Annotated in this window: 22 protein-coding genes; 16 read left to right on the forward strand and 6 right to left on the reverse strand. The window is 66.7% G+C overall.

Translation table 11 applies throughout. From position 1 onward, the window contains the following. Positions 1-4 precede the first annotated feature (4 nt). The 6 genes from VSR71_RS13230 to VSR71_RS13255 are packed head-to-tail and all read left to right on the forward strand — an operon-like array spanning position 5 to position 8,095. Complete coding sequence (locus VSR71_RS13230; protein WP_342914311.1) at positions 5-568, forward strand: hypothetical protein; 564 nt, start codon at positions 5-7, stop codon at positions 566-568. Positions 569-576: 8 nt separating this feature from the next. Next, positions 577-2,802, forward strand: coding sequence for a hypothetical protein (locus tag VSR71_RS13235; RefSeq protein ID WP_342914312.1), 2,226 nt, complete (start codon positions 577-579; stop codon positions 2,800-2,802). After that, entirely contained in the window at positions 2,799-3,257 is a 459-nt protein-coding gene (locus VSR71_RS13240) for a GNAT family N-acetyltransferase (protein WP_342914313.1), read from the forward strand. Before VSR71_RS13235 ends, VSR71_RS13240 begins: the two co-directional genes overlap by 4 nt. Next, positions 3,247-3,750, forward strand: a complete 504-nt coding sequence (locus VSR71_RS13245) for a hypothetical protein (RefSeq protein ID WP_342914314.1) — start codon at positions 3,247-3,249, stop codon at positions 3,748-3,750. Before VSR71_RS13240 ends, VSR71_RS13245 begins: the two co-directional genes overlap by 11 nt. Further along, positions 3,747-5,813: a hypothetical protein gene (locus VSR71_RS13250; RefSeq protein WP_342914315.1), complete on the forward strand. Its 2,067-nt coding sequence runs from the start codon at positions 3,747-3,749 to the stop codon at positions 5,811-5,813. The genes VSR71_RS13245 and VSR71_RS13250 overlap by 4 nt, the downstream gene beginning before the upstream one ends. Continuing rightward, positions 5,813-8,095 carry a transglycosylase SLT domain-containing protein gene (locus VSR71_RS13255; protein ID WP_342914316.1) on the forward strand — a complete coding sequence of 761 codons (2,283 nt, stop codon included), beginning with the start codon at positions 5,813-5,815 and terminating at the stop codon, positions 8,093-8,095. Before VSR71_RS13250 ends, VSR71_RS13255 begins: the two co-directional genes overlap by 1 nt. Here VSR71_RS13255 and VSR71_RS13260 read toward each other — a convergent pair. Continuing rightward, a complete protein-coding gene (locus tag VSR71_RS13260) occupies positions 8,092-8,379 on the reverse strand; it encodes a hypothetical protein (protein ID WP_342914317.1) in 288 nt (95 codons plus the stop codon). The genes VSR71_RS13255 and VSR71_RS13260 overlap by 4 nt on opposite strands. 12 nt (positions 8,380-8,391) lie before the next feature. Between VSR71_RS13260 and VSR71_RS13265 the strand changes: the two genes are divergently transcribed. From VSR71_RS13265 to VSR71_RS13295, 7 genes are read left to right on the forward strand one after another with little or no spacing between them, the layout of a single operon-like run. Further along, positions 8,392-10,893, forward strand: a complete 2,502-nt coding sequence (locus tag VSR71_RS13265; RefSeq protein WP_342914318.1) for a hypothetical protein — start codon at positions 8,392-8,394, stop codon at positions 10,891-10,893. A 1-nt stretch (position 10,894) separates the two neighbouring features. Further along, complete coding sequence (locus tag VSR71_RS13270) at positions 10,895-11,281, forward strand: hypothetical protein (RefSeq protein ID WP_342914319.1); 387 nt, start codon at positions 10,895-10,897, stop codon at positions 11,279-11,281. Continuing rightward, on the forward strand, positions 11,271-12,938 hold the full coding sequence (gene terL, locus VSR71_RS13275) for a phage terminase large subunit (RefSeq protein WP_342914320.1): 1,668 nt from the start codon (positions 11,271-11,273) through the stop codon (positions 12,936-12,938). Before VSR71_RS13270 ends, terL begins: the two co-directional genes overlap by 11 nt. A 34-nt stretch (positions 12,939-12,972) precedes the next feature. Next, positions 12,973-15,147, forward strand: coding sequence for a hypothetical protein (locus VSR71_RS13280; protein ID WP_342914321.1), 2,175 nt, complete (start codon positions 12,973-12,975; stop codon positions 15,145-15,147). Positions 15,148-15,153: 6 nt separating this feature from the next. Then, the gene (locus tag VSR71_RS13285) at positions 15,154-15,531 is read left to right on the forward strand and encodes a M15 family metallopeptidase (protein WP_342914322.1); all 378 of its coding nucleotides are present in this window, start codon (positions 15,154-15,156) and stop codon (positions 15,529-15,531) included. Positions 15,532-15,538: 7 nt separating this feature from the next. After that, entirely contained in the window at positions 15,539-15,814 is a 276-nt protein-coding gene (locus VSR71_RS13290) for a holin (RefSeq protein WP_342914323.1), read from the forward strand. Positions 15,815-15,825: 11 nt separating this feature from the next. Beyond that, a complete protein-coding gene (locus VSR71_RS13295; protein ID WP_342914324.1) occupies positions 15,826-16,200 on the forward strand; it encodes a hypothetical protein in 375 nt (124 codons plus the stop codon). A 160-nt stretch (positions 16,201-16,360) separates the two neighbouring features. On the opposite strand, the gene VSR71_RS13300 is transcribed toward VSR71_RS13295, so the two are convergent. Together VSR71_RS13300 and VSR71_RS13305 are read right to left on the reverse strand one after the other, a co-directional pair. Then, complete coding sequence (locus VSR71_RS13300; RefSeq protein ID WP_342914325.1) at positions 16,361-16,573, reverse strand: hypothetical protein; 213 nt, start codon at positions 16,571-16,573, stop codon at positions 16,361-16,363. Beyond that, on the reverse strand, positions 16,570-17,382 hold the full coding sequence (locus tag VSR71_RS13305; protein ID WP_342914326.1) for an ATP-grasp fold amidoligase family protein: 813 nt from the start codon (positions 17,380-17,382) through the stop codon (positions 16,570-16,572). The genes VSR71_RS13300 and VSR71_RS13305 overlap by 4 nt, the downstream gene beginning before the upstream one ends. 96 nt (positions 17,383-17,478) lie before the next feature. Here VSR71_RS13305 and VSR71_RS13310 point away from each other — a divergent pair, with 96 nt between their 5' ends. Further along, positions 17,479-17,679, forward strand: a complete 201-nt coding sequence (locus VSR71_RS13310; RefSeq protein ID WP_342914327.1) for a hypothetical protein — start codon at positions 17,479-17,481, stop codon at positions 17,677-17,679. Positions 17,680-17,861: 182 nt separating this feature from the next. Here VSR71_RS13310 and VSR71_RS13315 read toward each other — a convergent pair whose 3' ends face one another. Continuing rightward, on the reverse strand, positions 17,862-19,562 hold the full coding sequence (locus tag VSR71_RS13315) for an ExeM/NucH family extracellular endonuclease (RefSeq protein ID WP_342914328.1): 1,701 nt from the start codon (positions 19,560-19,562) through the stop codon (positions 17,862-17,864). 148 nt (positions 19,563-19,710) lie between these two features. Between VSR71_RS13315 and VSR71_RS13320 the strand changes: the two genes are divergently transcribed. Together VSR71_RS13320 and VSR71_RS13325 are read left to right on the forward strand one after the other, a co-directional pair. Further along, on the forward strand, positions 19,711-20,001 hold the full coding sequence (locus VSR71_RS13320) for an antibiotic biosynthesis monooxygenase family protein (RefSeq protein ID WP_342914329.1): 291 nt from the start codon (positions 19,711-19,713) through the stop codon (positions 19,999-20,001). Between the two features lie 9 nt (positions 20,002-20,010). Then, positions 20,011-20,649 carry a CDP-alcohol phosphatidyltransferase family protein gene (locus tag VSR71_RS13325; protein WP_342914330.1) on the forward strand — a complete coding sequence of 213 codons (639 nt, stop codon included), beginning with the start codon at positions 20,011-20,013 and terminating at the stop codon, positions 20,647-20,649. Positions 20,650-20,870: 221 nt separating this feature from the next. Here the strand turns inward: VSR71_RS13325 and VSR71_RS13330 are convergent, their stop codons facing one another. Then, complete coding sequence (locus tag VSR71_RS13330; protein WP_342914331.1) at positions 20,871-22,172, reverse strand: MFS transporter; 1,302 nt, start codon at positions 22,170-22,172, stop codon at positions 20,871-20,873. Positions 22,173-22,280: 108 nt separating this feature from the next. After that, positions 22,281-22,874: a TetR/AcrR family transcriptional regulator gene (locus VSR71_RS13335; protein ID WP_342914332.1), complete on the reverse strand. Its 594-nt coding sequence runs from the start codon at positions 22,872-22,874 to the stop codon at positions 22,281-22,283. Positions 22,875-22,928 lie beyond the last annotated feature (54 nt).

The raw sequence follows: 22,928 nt of genomic DNA on the forward strand, positions 1-22,928 counted from the left end.
CCCGATGACCACCGCCGTCACCATCTGTTCGAATGCGCTGCTGGAACTCGGCGGCGATCCCATCAACAGCCTGACCGAGGGCACGAAGATGGCGCGCCTGTGCGCCAACCTGTACCCCAGCACGCGCGACGACGTGCTGCGCGCCCATTACTGGAAGTGCGCCACCAAGCGGCTGGTCCTCTCGCCGCTACAGGCCGCGCCGGCGTGGGGCTGGTCCTATCAGTTCAAGCTGCCCGGCGACTGGATCCGGACTATCCAAATCGGTGAGAACGGCTGCCCCGACGAGTTCGAGCAGGAAGGGCTGAATCTGCTGATGGGCGTGCAGACCTGCAAGATCAAGTACGTCTTCCGCAATGAGGATGAAGCCTCGTGGACGCGCAACCTGATCCGCCAGATGGAGATCGAGATGGCCGCGCGCCTGGCCTACGCCGTCACGAAGTCCACCACCGTGCGCGACAGCAAGCTGCAGGAGGCGCTGATGCACCTGAAGATGGCCAGAGCAGTCGACGGGCAGGACAACCCGCCGGAAGAGTTCGACGCCGGCTCGCTGCTCGAATCTCGCTTCTGAGGTAGGCCATGCCAAAGATCAAGACCATCCAGACCAACTTCACCGCGGGCGAGATCTCCCCGAAGTGCTACGGTCGTGTCGACGTGAATCGGTACCAGAACGGCGCCGAGTCGCTCGAGAACTGCATCGTGGATATCCAAGGCGGCGCCAACCGCCGCAGCGGCACGAAGTTCATCGCCGCGACGAAGGACAGCACGCGGCGCAGCATTCTGGTGCCATTCGTTTTCAGCACCACGCAGGCCTACATGCTGGAGTTGGGCCACAACTACCTGCGCGTCTATGTCGCCAGCGGGGGCCAGGTGCTGGTCGCGGGCGTGCCGTTCGAGATCGCGACGCCATGGACTGAGGCGATGCTGCCGAGCCTGGACTACACGCAGGGCGCCGACACGATGTTCCTCTTCCATCCGGACGTGCCCACGCAGACCCTCAAGCGGCTGGCGTCGGACAACTGGGTGCTGCAGCCAGCGCCGTGGACGGTGCAGCCCTTCGACGAGGTAGGCGACCGATTCAACACCACACTGACGCTCTCGGCTGCCACCGTGGGTGCCGGCCGCACCTTCACCGTGGGCGCGTCGGCCTTCATGCCGGCGGACGTGGGCCGGCGCATCACCGGGCCCGGCTCCGGCCAGGCCACGATCACCGGCTACACCAGCGGCACGGTGGTGACCGCCGACATCACTGAAACGTTCGGCAGCACCTTGCTGGCCGCGAACGACTGGATCCTGCAGGACTCGCCGCAGGCCGATAACGACCCATCGGCAAAGGACCCGGTCGGCGCAGCTATCACAATGACCCTGACCGCTGCGGGCTGGCGCGCGCAGGACGTCGGCAAGTTCGTCGAGATCAATGGCGGCTTGGTGCTGGTCACCGGCATCACCAGCGACACGATCGCCAACGGCGTCATCAAGAAGGAACTGACCTCCGACGTCGCCGCGCCGGCGAACGGCTGGATTCTGCAGGCGTCGGTCTGGTCATCCTTCGACGGCTACCCGCGCACCGGCGCTTTCTACGAGCAGCGGCTGGTGACGGCTGGCTCGCGCCGCTTCCCGCAGGCCACGTGGGGCAGCCGGAACGGCCTTTACTACGACTTCACGCAGGGCACGGACGACGACGAGGGCTTCACCTTCGAACTGCCGTCCACGGGCCAGATCAACCCCATCCAGCGCCTCGTGGGCGCCACCGTGCTGCTGCCGCTGACTTTCGGGGGCGAATTCACGATGCACGGCGGCGTCGAGAAGCCGCTGACCCCGACCAATGTGCAGATGAAGGGCCGGTCGGTGTTCGGCTGCAACACAGTTAAGCCGGTCCGCGTGGGCGGCGAGATCCTGTTCGTGCAGCGCGCCAACCGGAAGATCCGCGCGCTGTCGTATGACGCCGACACGCTGCAGTACAACGCTCCCGACCTGACGGTGCTGGCCGACCACATCACGAAGTCCGGCATCGTCTCAATGGCCTACCAGCAGGAGCCGGCGTCCCAGCAGAACGAACTGCAGGAGCCGGCTTCGCTGCTGTGGTGTGTGCGTGCCGACGGCAAGATAGCGACCCTGACGCTGGACCGCGACGAGGGCGTGATTGCCTGGGCGCCGCAGAGCACGCCCGGGATGTTTGAATCGGTGGCATGCGTGCCGCGCCCGGACGGCGGCGACGAGACATGGGTGATCGTCCAGCGCAGCGCCAACGGCACGCTGCAACGCTACGTGGAGCGGTTCGAGGACGGCTACATGATGGACAGCGCCATCCGTGGCACCAGCGGCGGGGGATCGGCCACTTGGGGCGGCCTGTCGCACCTGAACGGCAATACGGTCTGGTGCCTAGCTGACGGCATCTTCGTGGGGGACTTCGTTGTATCCGGCGGCTCGATCACCATCCCGCGCAATGCCTTTGCCGTCGAGATCGGCCTGCCGCTGGTCAGCCAGGTGAAGCTGCTGCGTCCGGAGGTGCAGATGGGCGACGGCACCGCACAGTCCTCGATGATCAGCACCAGCCGCGTGCTCCCGCTGATCCGGGACACCACCGGCTGTCGCGTGGACACCGGCGACGGCTTCCCGCAGGACATCGCCTTCCGCACCTTCGGCGACGAGCTGCTCGACCGGCCGCCAGAGATCCACTCGGGCTATGAGTCGGTCGGCACGCTGGGCTGGCACCAAAGTGATTCGCCGCTGACGCTGATTCAGGACAGGCCGTATCCCTTCCACCTTCTGGCAGTGGTCCGCGAGATCACCTTCAACTCATGAGCATCCGAACTGCTACCACTGCTGACGTGCCGCGCATCGTCGATCTGGGTGCCGCGCTGCACGCCGAGTCGCCGCGCTGGTCGCGCATCCCATTCAACCGGTCGCGCGCCGCCGAGACCATGACAAGCCTGATCCTGAACCCCAGCGGGGTGGTGTTCCTCTACGAGGTCGACGGGATAGTGGTGGGCGGGATCGCCGGCCTGCTGCAGCCGCACTGGGCCTGCGACGCGAGCATCGCCCACGAAATGAGCTTCGTGATCGATCCGGAGTACCGCGGCGGCATGGCAGCGTGCCGGCTGATCTGCTCGCTTGTGGCGTGGGGAAGGATCAAGGGCGCCGCCTGGCTGCATGCCGGGACGTCCACGGGGCTGGATGCCGAGATGACGGCAAAGCTGTACGAGCGGCTGGGCTTCGATCGCTGTGCAATCGGACTGGAGTATCACTATGGGAATTGAGGCAGGGGTAATCGCCGCCTATGCGGCTGTCGCGTCGGCGGTCGTCGGGGCGGGCGCCGCCATCATGTCGGGCCAGCAGGCGAAGGACACGGCCGAGACGAATGCCGAGCTCGCGCGCCGGCAGGCCGATCAGGACAAGGACGCCGCGGTCGCGCAGGCCGAGAAGATCCGCAAGGCGGCCCGCCAGCAGCAGGCAGAAGCCACGGCCAATCTGGCCGCGTCGGGCGTCTCCATCGGCGCCGGCACGCCGCTGCGCATCAGCAACGAGATCTACCGCACATCTGAGCAGGACGCTTACCAGACGATCCTGAGCGGCACGCGGGCCCAGCGGGCGGGGGATATTCAGGCCGGCATGCTCGACACCACCGGCCAGAACGCGGCGACGGCCGGGTACCTCAACGCGGGTAGCTCGCTGCTCGGTGGCGCGGCATCGGCCTATAAGGCCGGCTGGGCCAAGAAGACGCCGACCACCAGCACGGGGAGCGTCCAATGAAGATCAGCCTCGGCAACTTTGGCAACACCATCGCGCGGCCCGGTCCTGCGGTGGAAGCTCCGGCCAGCGCCTTCGGCGTCGGCATCTCGCAGGCAGCGGGCCGGCTGGCGGATGGTGTCGGCGATCTCGGCCGCGCGATCCAGGCGAACGACGACGCCCAGCGCCGCGCGAACGCCGCGGTGTCGCTGGCGCAGCTGGACAACGACGTGCGCGACCTGCACGACAACATCGGGCGGGAGGTCGAGGCCGGCACGATCAAGGCGTCCGATGCCATTCCGACCTATCGCCAGCGCGTCCAAGACCTGCAGGGCCAGCGCCTCGGGCAGATGGATGCAGACACCCGCCAACTGATCGAGGCCAACGTCATCCGCACCACCGGCGCCATGGAACGCAACCTGCAGGGTGTGGTGGTCAAGCGCCAGCAGTCGGAAATTGGAGGCAGCCTCAACACCCTGGGCGAGCAGTTCCAGCGCAATGCCATGCGCGACCTGCCGGGCGCGATTGCGCAATATCACGGCGCTGTCGACACCATGGGCCCGCAGGCCGGCTGGACGCCTGAACAGATCACCAAGGCGAAGAACGCCTTCACCGAGGGTGCGACCTTCAATTTCGCCAACGCCACGTTGGAAGGCACCGCGGCAAGCGGCAATGCCGAACTGATCCGTGGGGCCATGGGCAAGATCAGCGGCCCGGAAGGTGAGGCCATCGACCCGGCCAAGCGCACCGCGCTGATGACCAAGGGCTACGGCTACCTGAACGGCATCGAGGCGGCAAACGTGCGCGCGACCGAGAAGGCCGAGCGCGAGCAGCTGGCGCGCGAGAATCAAGCGGTCGACGCCTACAACAAGGTCTTCGACCTGTCGGCGCAGGGCCGCTACCTGTCGCAGGAGGCCATCAACGACCTGGCGATCGCCACCGCGGGCACCGCCATGGCCGGGCCGGCGCAGGAACTGGTGAAGTCCCAGTCGAAGGTGGCCGGCTTCGCCAGCATGTCGCTGCCGCAGCAGCAGGCGGTGCTGGAGCGCCAGCGCGCCGCGGGCTCCGACCCGAAAATCGGTGTCAGCCCGGTCGAGCAGCAGGTCTACAAGCAGATGGACAGCATCTACACGGCCGGGGTGCGCGCCTACAAGGACAACCCGTGGCAGGCGGCGCAGGAGCGCGGCGTGATCCGGGACGCGCCGACGATCACATTAAACAATGTGCAGGACGCGCAGAACGTGATCGGCCAGCGCATGCAGCAGATCGGCCAGGTGGAGGTGGCCGCCGGCCGCAAAGTCAGCCCGCTGCAGCCCGAGGAAGCGCAGACCATCGGCCGCCTCGTGCGCGCGCTGCCGCCCGAGCAGCAGGCCAGCGCGCTTGCCGCCTTCGGTGGGCTGCTGGGCGACGCCGACCGGGTATCCGACCTAGCGCGCCAGATGAGCGAGAAGGACAAGACCATCGGTATGGCCATGGCCTACGCCAATTCCCGCACCTCTGCCGGCCGCTACACCTCCGAACTGGTATTGCGTGGGGAGCGCGCGCTGAAAGACGGCTCGGTCAAGGTCGACAGCGCCAAGGAAACGGGCTGGCGCGCGGAGATTGCCGGCCGCATCGGTGACGCCACGCTCAACCAGGACGTGCGCCAGCAGTGGATCGACGCTGCTTACCTGATCCAGGCATCCATTGCAGCGGACGGCGGCGGCACGGACATCCGGCGCGCTGTGGATCTCGCCACCGGCGGCCTGCGCGAGCAGCGCGACGGCAGCAAGGTGCCGCGCCCCTATGGCATGTCCGACGACACCTTCACGCAGCGCCTGGGCACGCTGGCGCCGGCTGACCTGTCGCAGCAGGCGCCCGGCGGCCAGGTGTTCAGCGGCAAGACGGCCATTCCGCTCGATCAGTTCATCCAGCAGTTGCCGCAGGCTTCGCTGGTGCATGCCGGGCAGGGACGCTACGCCGTGCGCGCCGGCCAAGGCTTCGTGACCAACAGCGCCGGCCAGCGCATCACCATCGATCTGAACCCGCGCCGTCCGGTGGCATCGCCGCCCAACGGCCAGCAGGGCATGCCCAAGGGAGGCCGCTGATGCTCGACAGCCTGATGCAGGACAGCATCGACCAGACGCTAGACGACCGCCAGCAGCGGCCGGTGGCCGAACCCCGCCAGCAGTCCGGATTCTCGGTCTGGAACACCATCAAGGCGCCGGTCGTCGGTGCTGCCGCGGGCGGGGTGGAGGCGGGCGGCTTCGGTGCTGACGTGCTCGGCGCCTTCGGTCAGGTGCAGGCCGGGTACGGCGCCATGGCCGATCCCTCGCTGCTGCTGTCTCCCGACGAGATGCAGAAGCGCCGCGACGCCGGCGAGCAAGCGCGCCAGCAGGTCGCCAGCGGCGAGGCATTCAGCACTGAACTCGGCACCGGCCTGCGCACCACCGCGCGCGAGATGATGCCGGACCCGGCCACGTCCAATGTTGTCGAGCAGACGCTGTTCCAACTGGGCCGCTTCGGCGGCAAGGCTGTCGGGTATGCCGCGGCGGCCGGGCCGTTCGCTGGCGCTGCAATCCTGGCTGGCGACGAGGGCATGGCCGAGGCTGACAGGCTGAAGGCACAGGGCGTCGACATCGGTACCAGGACGCAGGTCGGCGCCATCGCTGGCGCAGCCGCAGGCCTGGGCGTGGCGCTGCCGGTGGCCGGCACGACCATTGCGCGCACTGCCGCGCTGGTGGTGGCCGGCGGCCCGGGTGCCTACATTGCCCAGCAGGCGGCCAGCAAGGCGATCCTCGAAAACGCCGACTACAGCAAGGTGGCCGAGCAATACGACCCGTTCGACCCTGTCGGCCTGGCTGTCTCGACGCTGGTGCCCGCCGGCTTCGGCGCATGGGCTGCGCGGGGCATGCGCGGTGCCAAGCCTGCGCCTGCCGGTGATGCCGCCGCGGCGCGTGCGCTGGTAGACATGGGCGGTAACGAGCGCAAGGCGCTGGCCTACAACGATCCCCGGCTGGACGCCTATGCCGTGACGGCGGCCCAGCGCGAGGGCATCCCGCCCGAGGCGCTGCTTGCCATCAAGAACGCCGGCGAGCGCTCCAAGAGCAGCGCGGCCACGTCGCCGGTCGGTGCCAAGGGCATCATGCAGTTCATGGACAAGACCTGGGCGGCGTACGGCAAGGGCGATGTCCGCGACCCGGTGGCCAACATCGACGGCGCAGCCCGGTACATGAAGGCGCTGATTCAGCAGTATGGCGGCGACGTGCGCGCGGCGATCGCGCACTACAACGGCGGCGGCAAGAACGCCGAGGCAGTCCTGAAGACCGGGCGCCCGATCTCAGACGAGACCATCAAATACCTGCAGCGCACCGATGCCTACATGGCCCAGCACGCCGGCGAGACTGCCGGCCGCGCCTCTGCCAACGATCCCGACGCCCAGGCCGCTGCCCGCACCCAACTGATCCGCGACACCGTCGACAGCTGGAACCTGAAGGACCCCACCGACATTACCGCCGCGCAGGATCACCTGGCAGCCATCGTCAAGGCGTCCGACCAGCTCGGCGCCGGCAACCGGGTGGACGTGAGTGACACCATCCATTGGGGCACCCTGCAGCAGACTCGCATGCTCGACGACATGGTCAGCCGGCTGGAATCCGCCCGCGCTGACCTGCTGCCCGAGGTTGGCCAGGCCGCCGAGCCGGGCGCCATCCGCAACCTACGCACCGAGGTCGACCAGCTGCGCCGCTCCCTGCCGGATACCAGCGACGAGGCGATCCGCGCGCGAGCCAAGGAACTGCAGGCCGAGGGGGAAGGGCGCGTCAGCTACAAGCAGGCGCAGTCGGCCGCACGCAAGGAAATCACCGCGCTGGCCCATGAGCACGCTGTCCGGATCGACCGGCTGGAACAGCAGATGGAGGCGAACCGCGGCGCCGAGCAGGCGCGCCAGGCGCTGCAGCAGGTCGACCAGCAGATTGCCGGCATCCGGTCGCAGCGTGCCGCGCTGGACGCACCGCCGAGCCCGGTCAAGGCGACGGCGCTGGCCGCCGGGGAGGCTGCGCGCACTGGTAAGCAGGGTGGTCCATCGGCCGCCGCCGCTGAACCATCTGCCGCGAAACCTGCATCAGAATCGCCCGCGAGCGGTACAAAACCGGCTGCCGATGCAACAACAGCACCGAATTCTGCATCGGATGCTGCTATGGCATCGGTCGACGCCCAGGCAGCCGCGATCGCCAAGCTGTCGCCCGACATGATGGTGCAACTGGAAGGGATGGACGCCCCGGTTCGGCTGGCTGACGCGCTTGAGGCGGTGAAGGCGGAGGCCGCGCGAGACGCCGCTGATGCGCCCCTGCTGGAGGTCGCCGCGCAGTGCTTCCTGCGCAGCGCTTAGCGGATGATCAGGGAGAGAATGACGCCGACCAGCGCGATGCTGCCGACGATCGAGAACCAGGTGCGGAAGGCGCGCCATGCCGCGCGGAAGTCCGCCGGCAGGTTCTTGGAGCTGGTCCCTGACAGCACGCACGCCGGCACGACGCCGCAGACCCACACGAAGGCGGCGACATACGCCGCTGGATGCTGCGGCGGCAGGACGCGCGCCATCCACCCCAGCGCGGGCACGCCGAGCAGGATCCACCAGATGCCGGCGGAATGGACGATGAATCGAACGAATGACATGGGAGCGAGTATATGACACCGCAGTGCCGACAAGCCGTTCAGGCCGCCGCTGGGCGCGCGTTGACCGACGCCGAGGTCCGCAAGATCGACGACCGGCTGGCCGCCACCATGCGCAATATGGCGCGCCGCGACCCCGCTGCCTGGCAGGCCATGCCGCGCGACCAGCGCGTGCTGGATGCCTCTCGACAGGCCATGGCCGACATCCAGCAGGAGGCCGCGCTGAAGGTGGCGCGCGCGAACCTGCAGGTCGTCAAGACAGCGGCTATGGACACCCGTGTCACTGACCTGATGACGCAGTTCTCGGACAGCCGCAGCAAGGCGCTGGTGCGCGAGATGGACCAGACCGCCGCCTATGTCGAGGGCGTCAAGCGCGAGAACATGGCCCAGCTGATGGACCTGCTCGATGCCGCCGAGAGCCGGGAGGGCACCAGCGGCCTGCGGCGCGGCCTGATGTTCCTGTTCGACGCCGATAACCCGGGTATGACCCGCGACCTTGCCGTCGAGATCATCGCCAACGCCAATGGCGCCACCGGCAACAGCCTCGCCGCGAAAGGGGCCCGGGCATGGCTGGACACCATCGCGCGCATGCGTCAGCGCTTCAATGCCGCCGGCGGCGACGTGGGCCAGCTCGACTACGGCTACCTGCCGCAGCCGCACGACACCGTGCGCGTGCGCGGCGATGGATCTGCGCAGGCCCGCGACGCCTGGGCGCAGGACACGCTGCCGATGCTGGACCGCAGCCAGTACGTGCGCGAGGACGGCACCCGCATGAACGACGCCGAGGTGCTGGACTTCCTCCGCGAGGCCTGGGAAACCATCGCCACGGACGGCCTGAACAAGACCACCCCGGGTAGCCGGCCAGCGCCGGGCAGCGCCGCGCGCGCCAATGCCGGCAGCCAGACACGCCAGATCCACTACCGCGACGGTAATGCCTACCTCGAATACATGGGGAAATACGGCGCCGGCAGCATGTACGACGCCATGCTCGGGCACGTCGGCCGCCTCGCGCGCGATATCAGCCTGGTGGAGCGCTACGGGCCGAACCCCAACCAGCAGATGCGGCTGCAGTTCGACCTTGCCACCCGCGCCGACAACGGCATGGACCGCACCTTCGGCATGCTGCCGCCGAGCTACTGGGACGTGTTGAACGGCACCACGGGCGCGCCGGTGAGCGGGCGCATTGCCGAGATCGGCACCCACATGCGCAACATCCAGACCTTCGGCAAGCTGGGCGGCGCGGTGCTGTCGAGCCTGACAGACCTCGGCACCTACTTCGTGACCACCGGCTATAACCGGCTCAGCTACTGGGACGCGCTGAAGAACATCGGCAAGCAGTTAGACGGCGACACCCGCGACTTCCTGAGCATGCACGGCATCATCGCCGAATCGATGATCTCGGACCTGAACCGCTGGAGTGGCGACAACATCCGGCAGACGTGGTCGGGCCGACTGGCCAACAGCACCATGAAGCTGTCGCTCATGAACTTCTGGACGGACAGCCTGCGACGCGCCTACAGCATGACCATGATGAACGGCATGGCCAAGCTGGCGAAGACCGATTGGAAGGCGCTGGCCGAGTACGATCGCTGGCGCATGACCAGCAAGGGCATCACCGAAGCGGACTGGGATGTCATCCGCCAGGCGCAGCTCACGCCCTACAACGGCATGGACTTCCTGACGCCGGAATCCATCCGCGCCGGCGGCGATCCACGCGCCGACGAGGTGGTGGCCAAGGTGCTGGGCCTGATTACCGACGAGTCGGAATATGCGGTGCTGAATCCCGATCTGACCACCAAGGCGGCGCAGTCGTGGGGCGGCCAGCAGCGTGGCACGCCGCTGGGAGAGTTCGCGCGCTCGGTCATGCAGTTCAAGTCGTTCCCCATCGCCATGATCTCGCGGCACTGGAGCCGGATGCTGGAGGCGCCGGGCAACCTGCAGGGGGCGCCGGCCATGGCCAACCGCGTGATGTATGGCGGGGCGATGCTGGTGGCGCTGACAGGGCTGGGCGCGATCGCCTACCAGAATAAGCAGATCGTCCAGGGCAAAGACCCCATCGACATGACACAGGGCAAGTTCTGGCTGCGCGCTCTGGCGCAAGGCGGTGGCCTCGGCATCCTCGGTGACTTTCTGCTGACCGACCCGACCGAGAACCCGGGCGACTCGACGGCCAACGCCATCAAGAACGTGGCCGGGCCGAGCATCGGCAGCGCATTCGACCTGGTCGGTAAGCTAGGCGTGGAGAACGTCTACGAAGCCGCCGCAGGGAAGGACACGCACGTCGGTGCCGAGGCGCTACGCTTCGGGCGTGGGCACCTGCCATACATCAACATCTGGTACGGCAAGGCAGCCCTCGATCACGCCGGCATGCATGCCTTGCAGGAGCTGCTGTCTCCCGGCTATCTTTCGCGCATGCGAACGCGAGCGCAGCGCGATTGGAATCAGGACTACTGGTGGAAGCCGGGCACCGGCGCGCCAGAACGAGCGCCGGACCTCGGCGCAGCTGTGGGAGGCTGACATGCGGCAGGACCAATACGAGCGCCTCCAGGCGCTGACCGAGAAGCTGACGGACGTGTTCCTCGACGAGGCGGACCCGGCGAAGTGGCCTGGCCATGGCATCGCTGCCAACACCATGGAGGCGAAGACGCGCGGCGACCGCTACTGGTGCAAGAAGAACGCCGCGGCCACGCTGACCGTCATCATGAAGACCACCAGCCTGATCGGGGTGATTCAGAGCAACAGCGCGGGCGGCAGCGGTGGAGCGGAGGTCGAGTCCGACGGCAAGGACTCGGACGGGCTTGACGGTGAGATTCGTGCCGCCGAGAAGGAGGCTGCGCGGCTAATTGATAAGGCGCAGCGCGAGTCCGGCAAGGTCGCCTTTGACAAGCGTGTCCATGGCAAGTAAGCGCATCAGCTTTCTGGCCTTCTTCCTGCTGTGGGCGAAGGTCATGAACTGGAAGGTGCCAACGTTGCACGTGCGCATCTGCCAGTGGCTGGAGTTCTGTGACGACCCGGTGCGCGTGCTGATGGTCTTCCGGGGCGCGGCCAAGTCGACCATTTACGCCGTCTACAAGGCGTGGCAGCTCTATAACGATCCGACGTGGGTGTCGCTGATCTGGGCCGCTGACGGTCCGCTGTCGAAGAAACTGACCCGGGACACCATCAACGTGCTACGCCGGCACCCTCTGTGCGGCGGCATGCTGCCCACGAAGCCCGGCGCGCAGATGTTCTGGGTGACCGGCGCGAACGACGCGCGTAACGCCAGCATGACCGCCGTGGGCGTGAATCAAAACGTGACCTCCGCCCGCGCGCGCGACATCGACTACGACGACGTGGAGGTGCCGAAGAACATCCGCACCGCAGAGGCGCGCGAGAACCTGCGGGCGAAGATCCAGGAATCCACCTTCATTCTGGTGCCGGGCGGGCGCGAGACCTACATCGGTACGCCGCACACTCACGACTCGATCTACCCCGAACAGGTGGCCGCCGGGGCCGCGCTGCTGAAGATCCCGCTCTTCGAGAGCAGCATCCGCTACGAGGACACCTCGAAGCGCACGCGGTACGCCTTCCCCTTCGAGCCGGGCGAGGACGGCATCTACGTGATCGTCGGCATCCACAAGGCGGCCCGGCTGCTGAAGGAAGGAGACGACTACACGATCGAGAAGAGCGCCATCCTGCCAGAAGGCTACGGCTCGATCGTATTCCAGCAGCCTCCCGGCGCGGTGCTCGACATCTACGCCCGATGCGCCTGGCCCGAGCGCTTCACGCGCGCCGACATCGAGAAGCGCCGCAAGAAGACGCGGACGCTGAACTATTGGGACAGCCAGTACATGCTGGAAGCCAAGCCCATCACAGAGAGCCGTTTGGACCCCGAGCACATCAAGGCATACGACATGCACCCGCGGCTGGAGACTGCGAACCGCGCCGTGCGCATGATGCTCGGCAGCGTGCAGATCTTCAGCGGCCGGGCCTACTGGGATCCGGCAAAGGGCAAGGTCGGCGGCGACACTTCGGCATTCTCGCTGATCCTCGATGACGGGTACGGCAACCACTACTGGCATGTGGCGCAGGGGCTGGTCGGAGAGATGGCCGAGTTCGACGACAGCAAGAACACCCGAATCACCGGCGGCCAGGTGATGCAGATTGCTGAGCTCGTGCGGCGCTTCAACATCGTGCACATCGAGGTTGAGACGAACGGCCTGGGCAACTTCATGCCTCAGTTGCTGCTGCGCGCCCTCAAGCAGGAAGGGCTGCGCTGCGGCGTCAAGGAACACATTGCCCGGACCAACAAGAACGAGCGGATCCTTGCCGGCCTGGAGCCACCCATGAAGTCGGGCGTGCTGTGGGCGCACGTCGACGTCCTGAACGGCCCGATGTGGGACGAAATGAAGGACTGGAACCCGGCGGTCAAAGAACAGCCGGACGGCTACCTCGATTCCGGCTCGGGCGCCATCCTGGCCGCGCCTGTGCGCATTAACTACCTTGTCGGGAAACCGACAGCCGGAAACGACAAAGATTGGCGGCAATCCGCGGGCGTCCACGAAGTGACGTTCGAGAACTAGCGCCGCCGATGCGGCGCGCCACAGAGAGGCCGCCGTGTCCGTCCCAATCCAGAATACCGTTTTTAGCTACGTCGCCAACGGCTCGACTAGCAATTTCGCCTACGAATGCTACGTCATCGAAGCCGGCGATTTGGCCGTCTACCTCGATGATGTCAAGCAGGCTGGCGGCTATACCGTCACCGGCGTCGGCAACGTCTCGGGCGGCGACGTCGTCTTCAGCACGAACCCTATCGCGCTGACTGTCGTGCGCATCGAGCGCGACGTTGCCATCAAGCGCGACACGCAGTACCAGATCCTCGGCGACTTCCGTTCGCCCGACGTCAATAACGACTATGATCGCCTCTGGATGGTGCTGCAGCGGGTCGCCTACTTCATGGGGCTGAACCCCGGCCAGTTCTCGCGCGTGCTGATGCTCGGGCCGGGCGACGTGAATGGCGCTGGCGCATACCGCTCCATGCAGAACCGGATTCAGGATCTGGCTAACCCGATCGCCGGCCAGGACGCAGTGAACCTGCAGACCCTGCTGCAGAAGATCGCCGAGTTCTCGACAGACGGCACCGGCCAGGCCGTGATGCAGCTTCTGGCTGACACCACCAGCCCCACCAACGGCGCCGCGCGTATCGGCCTGAACCTGCCGTCGCCCGGGTCGGTCGGGCCGAACCTGCATACCCGGCTGCGGTCGGAGATCTACCGCGAGGAATACACGTCTTGGCAGGCCGCCGTGGACGCTGCGGTGTCGCTCGGGCTGGGCTATCTGCACGTCCGGTCCGCAACCATCGGCTTCCCGAACCCGGTCGACATGAAGGGCTTGGGGATCATCGGCAACCAGACTGAGCTGCAGAACACGACGAACCTGCGCAACGTCGGCCCGCTGCGGGGCTGCACCGTGCGCGGGTACCCGACCGACGTCGACTTCATCCACGGACACGCTACGGGCGGCGTGCACCAGAAGATCATGCTGCGCGAGAGCAGCACCGTGCTGGCCGTCCTGATCAAGCGCCGGGGGAAGGGCTACGTCAAGTGCGAGCACTGGTACAACTCGTTCACCAGCAACCCGACCGATACCGGCGGTGCCAGCCAGAACTACCGCGCGTGCGTGACGCGCTTCCTGTCCGAGGTCTACGTCTACAAGCACGCCGCCGACTTCGAGACTGCTGCCGCCTGGGGGGCATCGGCAAACGTGCTGGTGAGCCAGTCCTTTCCGACGGGTACCGTGACCGCGCGCCAGGTAAAGTACCGCTCCACCTCAACGCTGAACGCCGAGATCGCATGGAACGTCGATGCGACCGCAGTGGGGCAGGTTGGATATGTGGGCGTCTACTGCACCGGAGGCAGCGCGGCCAGCGTGGAGCTGTACGTGAACGGCACCCTCCAGAAGACTTTTAGCGCTGTGCTGGTGGGCACTCAGTACCTGCTGCCGGTCCGCTATGAGGCCACCCGCGCCGGCTCCAATGAGGTCAAGCTGAAGAAGGTGAGCGGGGGCACCCTGAACGCAATCGGCGCCGAGTTCGCCACGCTCGAGAACTACGCTGGCAAGCGCACCATCGACAGCATCGCCTACGGCGACTACGACCGCGACTACGTGGAGGGCAACGGCGCGTCCGACTACGCCTTCTTCTCGGTCAATCAAGGCAAATGGTTCGGGTCCGTGCATGGCGGCGAGACCGAGCGCGCGGCTCCCTACCTGATGGTGGACGGTGACGTCACCACGATCCCGGCGGCTACCGACACTTTCGTGACCGGGCAGCACATGCGGCTGCAGCAGACGACCACCATGACGACCGGCGCCGACAGCATGGACGTGGACAGCGTCTACACCTACTTCGAGGACGGTGTGCAGGCCTTCGATTGCTCGATGAAGGGCAGCGCCTATGTGAGCACCGCCTACACCGCGATGTCGGCGACGAACGAGGACTTCGACAACGTCACGCTGCCGCGCGCGATGAGCATTGCCGAGGGCAAGAACATCCTCGGCCGGCACAACAAGGTCACGCAGATCAACCGCACTGCACCGCTACTGCCGCTGAACCTGACTGTGATGTTCACCTTGTTCCCGATGGGCGGCCCGTCCGGGGCGAACATGGGCGCCAACGGCCCCTATATCTCCGGCCAGGCCGGCGCCTACAACAAGCTCTACTACGGCCCGGTGCTCGACTGCCCGACGACGCTCACGGAGCTTGGCTTCTCCACAGTCCGCTTCTACGAGTGACCCCACATGGAACTGAACCAACGATCGTTGGACCGCCTCGTCGGTGTGCATGCCGATCTCGTGAAGGTCGTGCGCCGCGCGGCCGAGATCAGCGCGGTGGTTTTCATCGTCACCGAGGGTCGGCGCACCCGCGAGCGCCAGGCACAGCTGCTCGCCAAGGGCGCCAGCCAGACGCTGAACAGCCGGCACATCACCGGGCACGCGGTAGACCTCGCCGCCGTGGTCGACGGGGAAGTCCGGTGGGACTGGCCCCTCTATTACAAGATCGCTGCCGCCATGAAGCAGGCAGCGACGGAAACGGGTGTCGCCATCGTTTGGGGTGGCGACTGGCGGACGTTCAAGGACGGCCCGCACTTTGAGCTGGACCGCAAGGCTTATCCATGACGGGGGAATGATGCAAGACCACGAAAAGAGCCTGGCCATGTTGGCCATCATGGGGGTCATGATCGCACTAGGGAAACTACTCGTGAGCGACGAACAATTGACCTTTCGCCTGATCCTCGGCCGAGCGATCCTCGGAGCCGCTACCTCGATGATCGCCGGTGTGGGACTGATCCAGTTCCCGACCCTGAACCCGCTGGCGCTCTATGGCATTGGCTGCGGCCTCGGCATCGTCGGTGCGCAGTACATCGAGGTGTGGTTCAAGCGCAAATTCCGCCAGAAATGATCGACTACCGTATGGCACTTGCTGCAATCCCGTGGCGTGCCATCGGCGCCGCGGCCCTCGGCGGCTGTCTCTTTGCCGCCGGCTGGTCTGCCAACGGCTGGCGCAAGGATGCCGAGATTGCCGAGCTCACTGCGGCGCGCGCGCAGGCCGATCTGACCAGCGCCAACCTGGCGCTCACCGACATGAAGGAAGCCGGCGCCAAGATCCGCCAGAGCGCGGACGATTACCTCGCCATCCAGTCGATGCTGGGCGTCAAGATGGATGCTCTGCGCAAGGACCTGAAGAATGCGAAGCCTTTGCCTGCTGACTGCCGCCCTGACGCTCAGCGCGTGCGCAACCTGTCCGAAGCCGTCGACGCAGCCAAGCAAGCCGCCTCCGCTCGATAGCGCGCTGGCGGCAGCGTGCACGGTCCCGGATGCGCCGGCCGTGGCTGACTATGACGTGTGGCAGGACTGGATGGTGTCGGTGCTCGGCGCGCTGGGAGACTGCGCGGCGCGGCACCGGAAGACAGTCGAGGCGTGGCCGCAGTAGCGCGGCCAGGCGCTCTTACAGGGGGAGGGGAGGGATACGGCAGAAGTGGGTGGGCTGGCCCTTCAGCGGCTCGCCCGTGTAGCTGTCCAGCCACGTATCGCCTTCCATGACTGCCAGCCCAAGCGACGACTTGCCGGGCACGCCCGGAATCTCATACAGAGCCAAGACCTGTTCTTGCTGAAGCGGCACGAACTTATAGGCCGGGACCCAGGTGGTCGACTCGCTCATTTGACATCCCCCTTCATACGCTCCAGCGCGGCCGCCCATTCGCGACCGAGGTCCGTGTCGAACTCTTCGCTGAACTTGTACATGTCGCCGTAGAACGGGCCGCCCGGCGCCGGGGTCAGTTCTCCGATCAGCGGGCCCCGCTTCGATGAGAACATATCGACGCTGATGAACGGAGTCTTCACCAGCTTCGAGGCCCGCGATGCAATTTCCAGCATCTTTTCCCACTCGCGCGGGAGGATGTGCACGCCGTGGTGGATGAACTTCCAGTCGCTGCGGATGTTCTCGCGCATACGGATCGGTCGGAATTGTCCATCGAACCATGCGGCGCGCTTCGGCTTATGGTTCCGATTGAACTGGAAAACCATCCTCGGCACGCCATAGAAGCAGTAGATTTTGTAGTCCAGAGGCACCGCGCCGCCGACCTCGTCGTCGCCCGCGACCTTCTCCTCAATGAAGATGCGGTAGTTCGACTTGTACTTGCAGTCCTCGAAATGCTTGGTCTGCTCCTTGATGATGGTCTCTTGCGTCAACTCGCGCTGTGTCAGCCCGTCGTAGAACTTCCCGTCCGGCAGACGCTTCAGCACCATCACCCCGCGGGCCGAATGCAACACGCTCGGCTTCAGGACAAAGTTTTCGCCGAACGATGACAGGTCGATCTGGTCGGGATGCTCCCACACCACGTCGATGTTTGGCGTCGGCAGGTCGTTCTCTTTGCAGAAGTTCGCCAGTTTTAGCTTGTCATTGACCCACCACGGTACGTCTTTTTCTTCACCGCCAATGCGGAGCTTTTGCCGCTCAGTCCACTTCATTGTTTCAACCCAATTCCCGATTAAGGCCAGAATTGTAGCCTGTCAGGCGCAAGGAAAGTAAAGCTGGCTATACTGTATGTGCATACAGTGTCCGCCATGTCCTTCACTCCTCCCGGGCCAAGTCGCCCCACCTACGAGATCTCCACCGAGTTCGTCTGCTACCGGTGCTCGAAGCCGCGCATCTATATGGAGGCGGGCTATGGCTGGGACTACCAGAAGTTCGACTGCCCGCTGAACCAATACGCCCCGCTGTTGCACTCATGCCCGCACTTCACGCGGGATCCTGGCGTGGACTGACGCGTAGGCAGTTTGTGAATCGCAGGGCGCTTGTGTAGGCGAAATGTGAAGCGCGGTAGGTGGACTGGCAACTACCCAAGCCGCTTGGCGATGTCGGAGGTGGTTGTTCAAAACGTCCGGTAAGTCTTTGATGTCATTAGGACGTATCCGCGCGTTTTGACAACCGTTTTCCGCGCCAAAAACTACGATAAGGCGATGATTCTATTGAAGAAAACGGCATCGTCCTGCACTTGCCACGCCTGCACGGCTACGACATGCCTTGCGGCGGCGGCATCGGCGAGCACATGGTCGAGGTAGCCGGCCTGCCCGTTGTAGACGTAGCTGTAGGCTCGCGGTCCCGCCAGCTCCGCCACCATGTCCGCATAGCCGCGCCGTGCCAGCAGGCGCACGGGATCTTCCATCGCATAGCTGTTCAGGTCGCCGACCACCAGCACGCCCGCGCCGGGCGCGCCGGTCGGCACCGTGGCAAGCCAGTCGGCCAGCGTGCCGGCCGCCTGCACGCGCGAAGCGTTCCAGCACCCTTGTCCATCCCCCTGGTCGGCCTGCGCGCCAACGGCATCCGCGCAGTTCTTTGACTTGAGGTGGTTGACCACGACCGTCACGGGCGCGCCGCCGGCCTTTGCCCGGAAGCTGGCGGCAAGCGGCTGCCGGCTGCGGTCGCCCAGCCACGTGGTGGCGGCATGGCCGACGATCTCCGTGGCGCGGGCGTTGTACAGAAGGCCCACCGCGATCGCATCGCCGCCGAGCGCGGGCGTGCCGGGATCGACGACGCGCCAGTCGGGCCCGAGCCGCGCCGCCAGTTGCCGCACGGCGCTGTCGGGGCCGAAGCCGTTGTTCTGCAACTCCATCAGTCCGATCACGTCGGCATCCAGCGCGCGCAGTGCGGCCGCCAGCTTGGCCTCCTGCCGGGCCAGCGCCGCGGCGCTGCGCGCGCCGCGGTTGTCGGCAGAAGCGAGCGCGCCGCCGCCGCCATTGAAGTAGTTCTGCAGGTTGAACGCCGCCACCCGCAGGGTTGCGGCGGGATGGCGCGCCGGCGCGCCCGGGCGCGGATTGGCGGCCTGGAACGCCGGAGCCCGCGCGCCGCGCACCGGCTGCAGGCGCCACTGCCCGTGGCGCTTCTCCAGCACGCCGGTCACGCCGCTGACGGTATCGCCGGCACGCAGCGGATGGCTGGCGGCAAGCCGTGGCGGCGGGTAGGGCACCACTTCCGGATACTGGCGCGTCGAGCCATCGTCGAGCAGCAGCCGGTTGCGCAAGTTGGCCGCCGCGGCTTGCGCTGCCGCCGTACCTGGCAAGGCGACCTGCGTCGGCGCGAAGGGGCGCCCCAGGCTCAGCGCCAGCGTGCCGTAGCGCGCCAGTTCATGGGTTTCGCTGACCGTCAGCGTCTGCGGCAGCCTGACCAGCATGCCGGCTCGGGCACGCAGGTCGGCATCGCTGGCAGGCAGCGTCAGCGTAGCCGGCGTGACCGGGATGCCGCTCGCGCAGACCGTCGGGGCATCGGACAAGGTCAGCTGCATTTGTCCGAATTTTTCCTCGACCCTTCCGGACAGGCGCACGAGGTCGCCAGCGCGCGCCGTTGCCCGTGGTGCATAGACGAACAGTCCTTCGGAAATACCTGGCCGCTGCTGGCGCCGGGCGTCGGCCTGCTGCACGAAGAAGCCGCGCAGGCCGCGATCGCCGCTGAAATCCGCGGTCACCACGGCTTCGATCTCCACCATGCGGCCGGCCAATGCGCCGCCGTCCTGGATCTGGACAATGGCTGTCGCCGGCGCGCCGCATGGCTGCACCGCGCCAAATGCCGGCGCAGCACCGGGCAGGCACAGAAGAACGGCAACGACCGGAACACAAGGATTTCCGGTCAGCGGTCGCAAGCGGGTCGGCATGGCATCTCTAAGGAAGTGGCAAGGTCCACGATGCTAGCCGAGCGGTGTAACGGAATGCTTTCCGCGGCATGTGGCGCCGCGATCGTGCTAAGGTAGCAGGAACCCGCCGGCGCGCGCCGGCCTCCAACCCAAAGTACCCGGAACCGCCATGATCAAGGAAATCGCCCAACTCACCATCAAGCCCGGCATGGAGCAGCAGTTCGAACAGGGCGTCAGCCAGGCCAAGCCGCTGTTCCTGCGCTCGCGTGGCTGCCACGGCGTGCAGTTGTTCCGCTCCATCGAGCAGCCCGAGCAGTACACGCTGGTGGTCGAATGGGAAACCGTGGAAGACCATATGGTCCACTTCCGCGAATCGCCCGAATTCCAGCAGTGGCGTGCCCTGGTCGGCGATACCTTCGCGGCGCCGCCGAGTGTGCACCACGTATCCAAGGCTCTGTAAGCGCGTTCCATGAACACCCGGCCCGAGCGTCCCCGTCATTTCTCGATGCTGCGCGAGTTGCAGCTTGCCGATGTGTTCACGCTCGGCAATGCCGCCTGCGGCATGGCGTCGGTGTTCTTCGCGATGTTCTTCGTCGCGGACCAGCAGCTGTCGCACTTCTACACGGCCGCGGCGCTGGCGCCGCTGGCCTTTATTTTCGACGTGCTCGACGGCCGCATCGCGCGCTGGCGCCATGCCCATTCGGCGCTGGGACGCGAGCTCGATTCGCTGGCCGACGTGATCTCGTTCGGCGTCGGGCCGGCCACGCTGGCGTTTGCCGCCGGCATGCGCGGCGGCTGGGACCTGGCCATCCTGATCTACTTCGTCTGCTGCGGCGTGAGCCGGCTGGCGCGCTTCAATGTCACCGCAGAAACGCTGGCCGCCGGCAGCGACAGCGGCAAGGTGGCGTATTTCGAAGGTACGCCGATCCCGACCAGCGTGCTGCTCACCGCCGTGCTGGCATGGTGCGCCTGGCAGGGGCAACTTGGTGGCGACCTGCCCGGCGGCGCCTGGGCGCTGGGGCCTGCCGTGCTGCATCCGCTGGCGCTGCTGTTCGCGCTGTCGGGCACGCTGATGGTCAGCAAGACGCTGCGCATCCCCAAGTTCTGATGATTGGAAAGGACCAGCGCCCGCGCGGGAATGATGTTTGTGCCGGCGCGCCGAGCCAGGCACACACGTGCTGACTGTGTGCTGCCTCTCCCGCTTGCGGGAGAGGGTTGGGGGTGAGGGCCGGCATGTCCACGAAGTGAAGCGCTGCACTTCGTCGAGGCTCTGGCCCTCACCCCCGGCCCCTCTCCCGCAAGCGGGAGATGGGAGCACCCAACGCCCTGTTACGCCCGGGCGGGCTCCGCCACGCTTGCCGCGCGCTTGCGGCTGGCCATCAACGCCAGCAGCGCGGCAACCACGCAGGCCGCGCCGGCTGCATACAGCGCCGGCGTATAGGTCAGCAGCAGCGTGCGCGTCATCCCCGCGCCGAACGCCGCCACGGCCGCGCCGATCTGGTGGGCCGCAAAAATCCAGCCGAACACCACCGGCGCGCGCTCGCGCCCGAAGGCGGTTGCGGCCAGCTTGACCGTCGGCGGCACGGTGGCGATCCAGTCCAGCCCGTAGAACATGGCAAAGATCGACAAGCCGTACAGCGTGAAGGTCGAATGCGGCAGCCAGAATAGCGACAGGCCGCGCAGCGCGTAGTACCAGAACAGCAGCTTGCGGCTGTCATAGCGGTCCGACAGCCAGCCCGACAGGATCGTGCCGACGAAGTCGAAGGCGCCCATCATCGCCAGTGCCGACGCCGCCGGCACCGGGCCCATGCCGAAGTCGCCGCAGAGCGCGATGAAATGCGTCTGGATCAGCCCGTTGGTGCTCAGGCCGCAGATAAAGAAGGTGCCGGCAAGGATCCAGAAGGCCTGCGTGCGCGCGGCGTCGCGCAGCACCAGGAAGGGAGCGCGCAGCGTCAGCGGTGCCGGGGGCGCGGGCGGCTGCACCGGCGCCGTGGCCGGGACTTCGCCGAACGCCGCCAGGCCCACGTCGGCGGGACGGTTGCGCATCAGGCCTAGCACCAGCACGGCCAGCAGCGCGCATGCGGCCAGCACGGGCAGCACGGCGACGCGCCAGCCCATATGCTCGATCAGCCAGGCGGCCACCGGCAGGAACGCGAGCTGGCCGGTGGCCGAGCTGGCGGTCAGCACGCCAATGACAAGCCCGCGCCGCGCGCTGAACCAGCGGTTGGCGACCACGGCAGCCAGCACCAGCGCGGTCAGCCCGGAGCCGACGCCCAGCATCAGCCCCCACGCGACGAAGAGCTGCCACAGCTCGGTCGACACCGTTGCCAGCGCCATGCCGCCTGCGATCAGCGCCAGCGCCGCGCAGACCACGTTGCGCACGCCGAAGCGCTCCATCAGGATGGCCGAAAAGGGCGCCATCAGCCCAAACAGCGCAAAGCGGAAGGCGAGGATCGACGAGATCTCGTCGGTGTTCCATCCCATCTCGCGCGCCAGCGGCGACAGGAACGCGCCGGGCAGGCCCAGCGCGGCCGAGGTGGTGAGCATCACCAGGAAGGTAAGGGCGGCGACCAGCCACGCGTAGTGGATGCCGCGCCGGTCGAGCCGGCTGGATAAGGCTTGCGCAAACATTGGGTTTCTCTGGACTCGGTAGGGGTGGCGATGGGCGAAAGGGGACCAGCCCGCCGGCCCGCAGGTGGCAGGGAGAAGGCCCGGCACGTGGTTGAAAGCGGGTCTGGGCTAGGCGGAACTGCCCAGCAAACGGTTGCGGACGGCGTCGAGCATGGCGTGGGAGATCTGATCGCCCTCGGTTGCGCGCGCCAGCGTCAGCGCACCGACCAGCAAGGCCATGCGGACCAGGGCTTGTTCCTCGCGTACCTGCGGGTTCTCGCTGGCTACAGTCGTGGCCATTTCATCGACCAGTACCTTGAAGCCGTCCAGGTAAGCCTGCCGCACCGGCTTGTCGGCGGGCTCGCGCGCCACGTCCACCGCCAGCGACGCCGCGGCGCAGCCAGCGCCAGGGTTGGCGCAATGCGCAGCCGTCAGGTAAGGCTCGACCAGGTTGGCCAGCATGGTGTGCCGGTCGCCGTTGGCGCGCGCCAGCCGGCGTTCCCAGCGCTCGGCGGATTCTTCGAAGGCACGCTTGCAGGCCTGCGCGGCGAGCGCGTCCTTGGATGCAAAGTGCCCATAAAAGCCGCCGTGGGTCAGGCCGGCATCGGCCATCAACTCGGCGACGCTGACGCCGTTCAGTCCGCGCTCGCGGAACAGCCGCGACGACGATTGCTCGATCGCTTCGCGGTTCTTGTCGGCTTGTTCGCGTGATGCGCGTGCCATGTGAAGGACTCCTCGGAAATTCCGCCTTGACCGCAGTTTAGATGATGGTCATAC

Origin of the sequence: Cupriavidus oxalaticus (assembly GCF_038900635.1) — a bacterium.
In the GTDB taxonomy this organism is placed as follows: Bacteria; Pseudomonadota; Gammaproteobacteria; order Burkholderiales; family Burkholderiaceae; genus Cupriavidus; species Cupriavidus oxalaticus_B.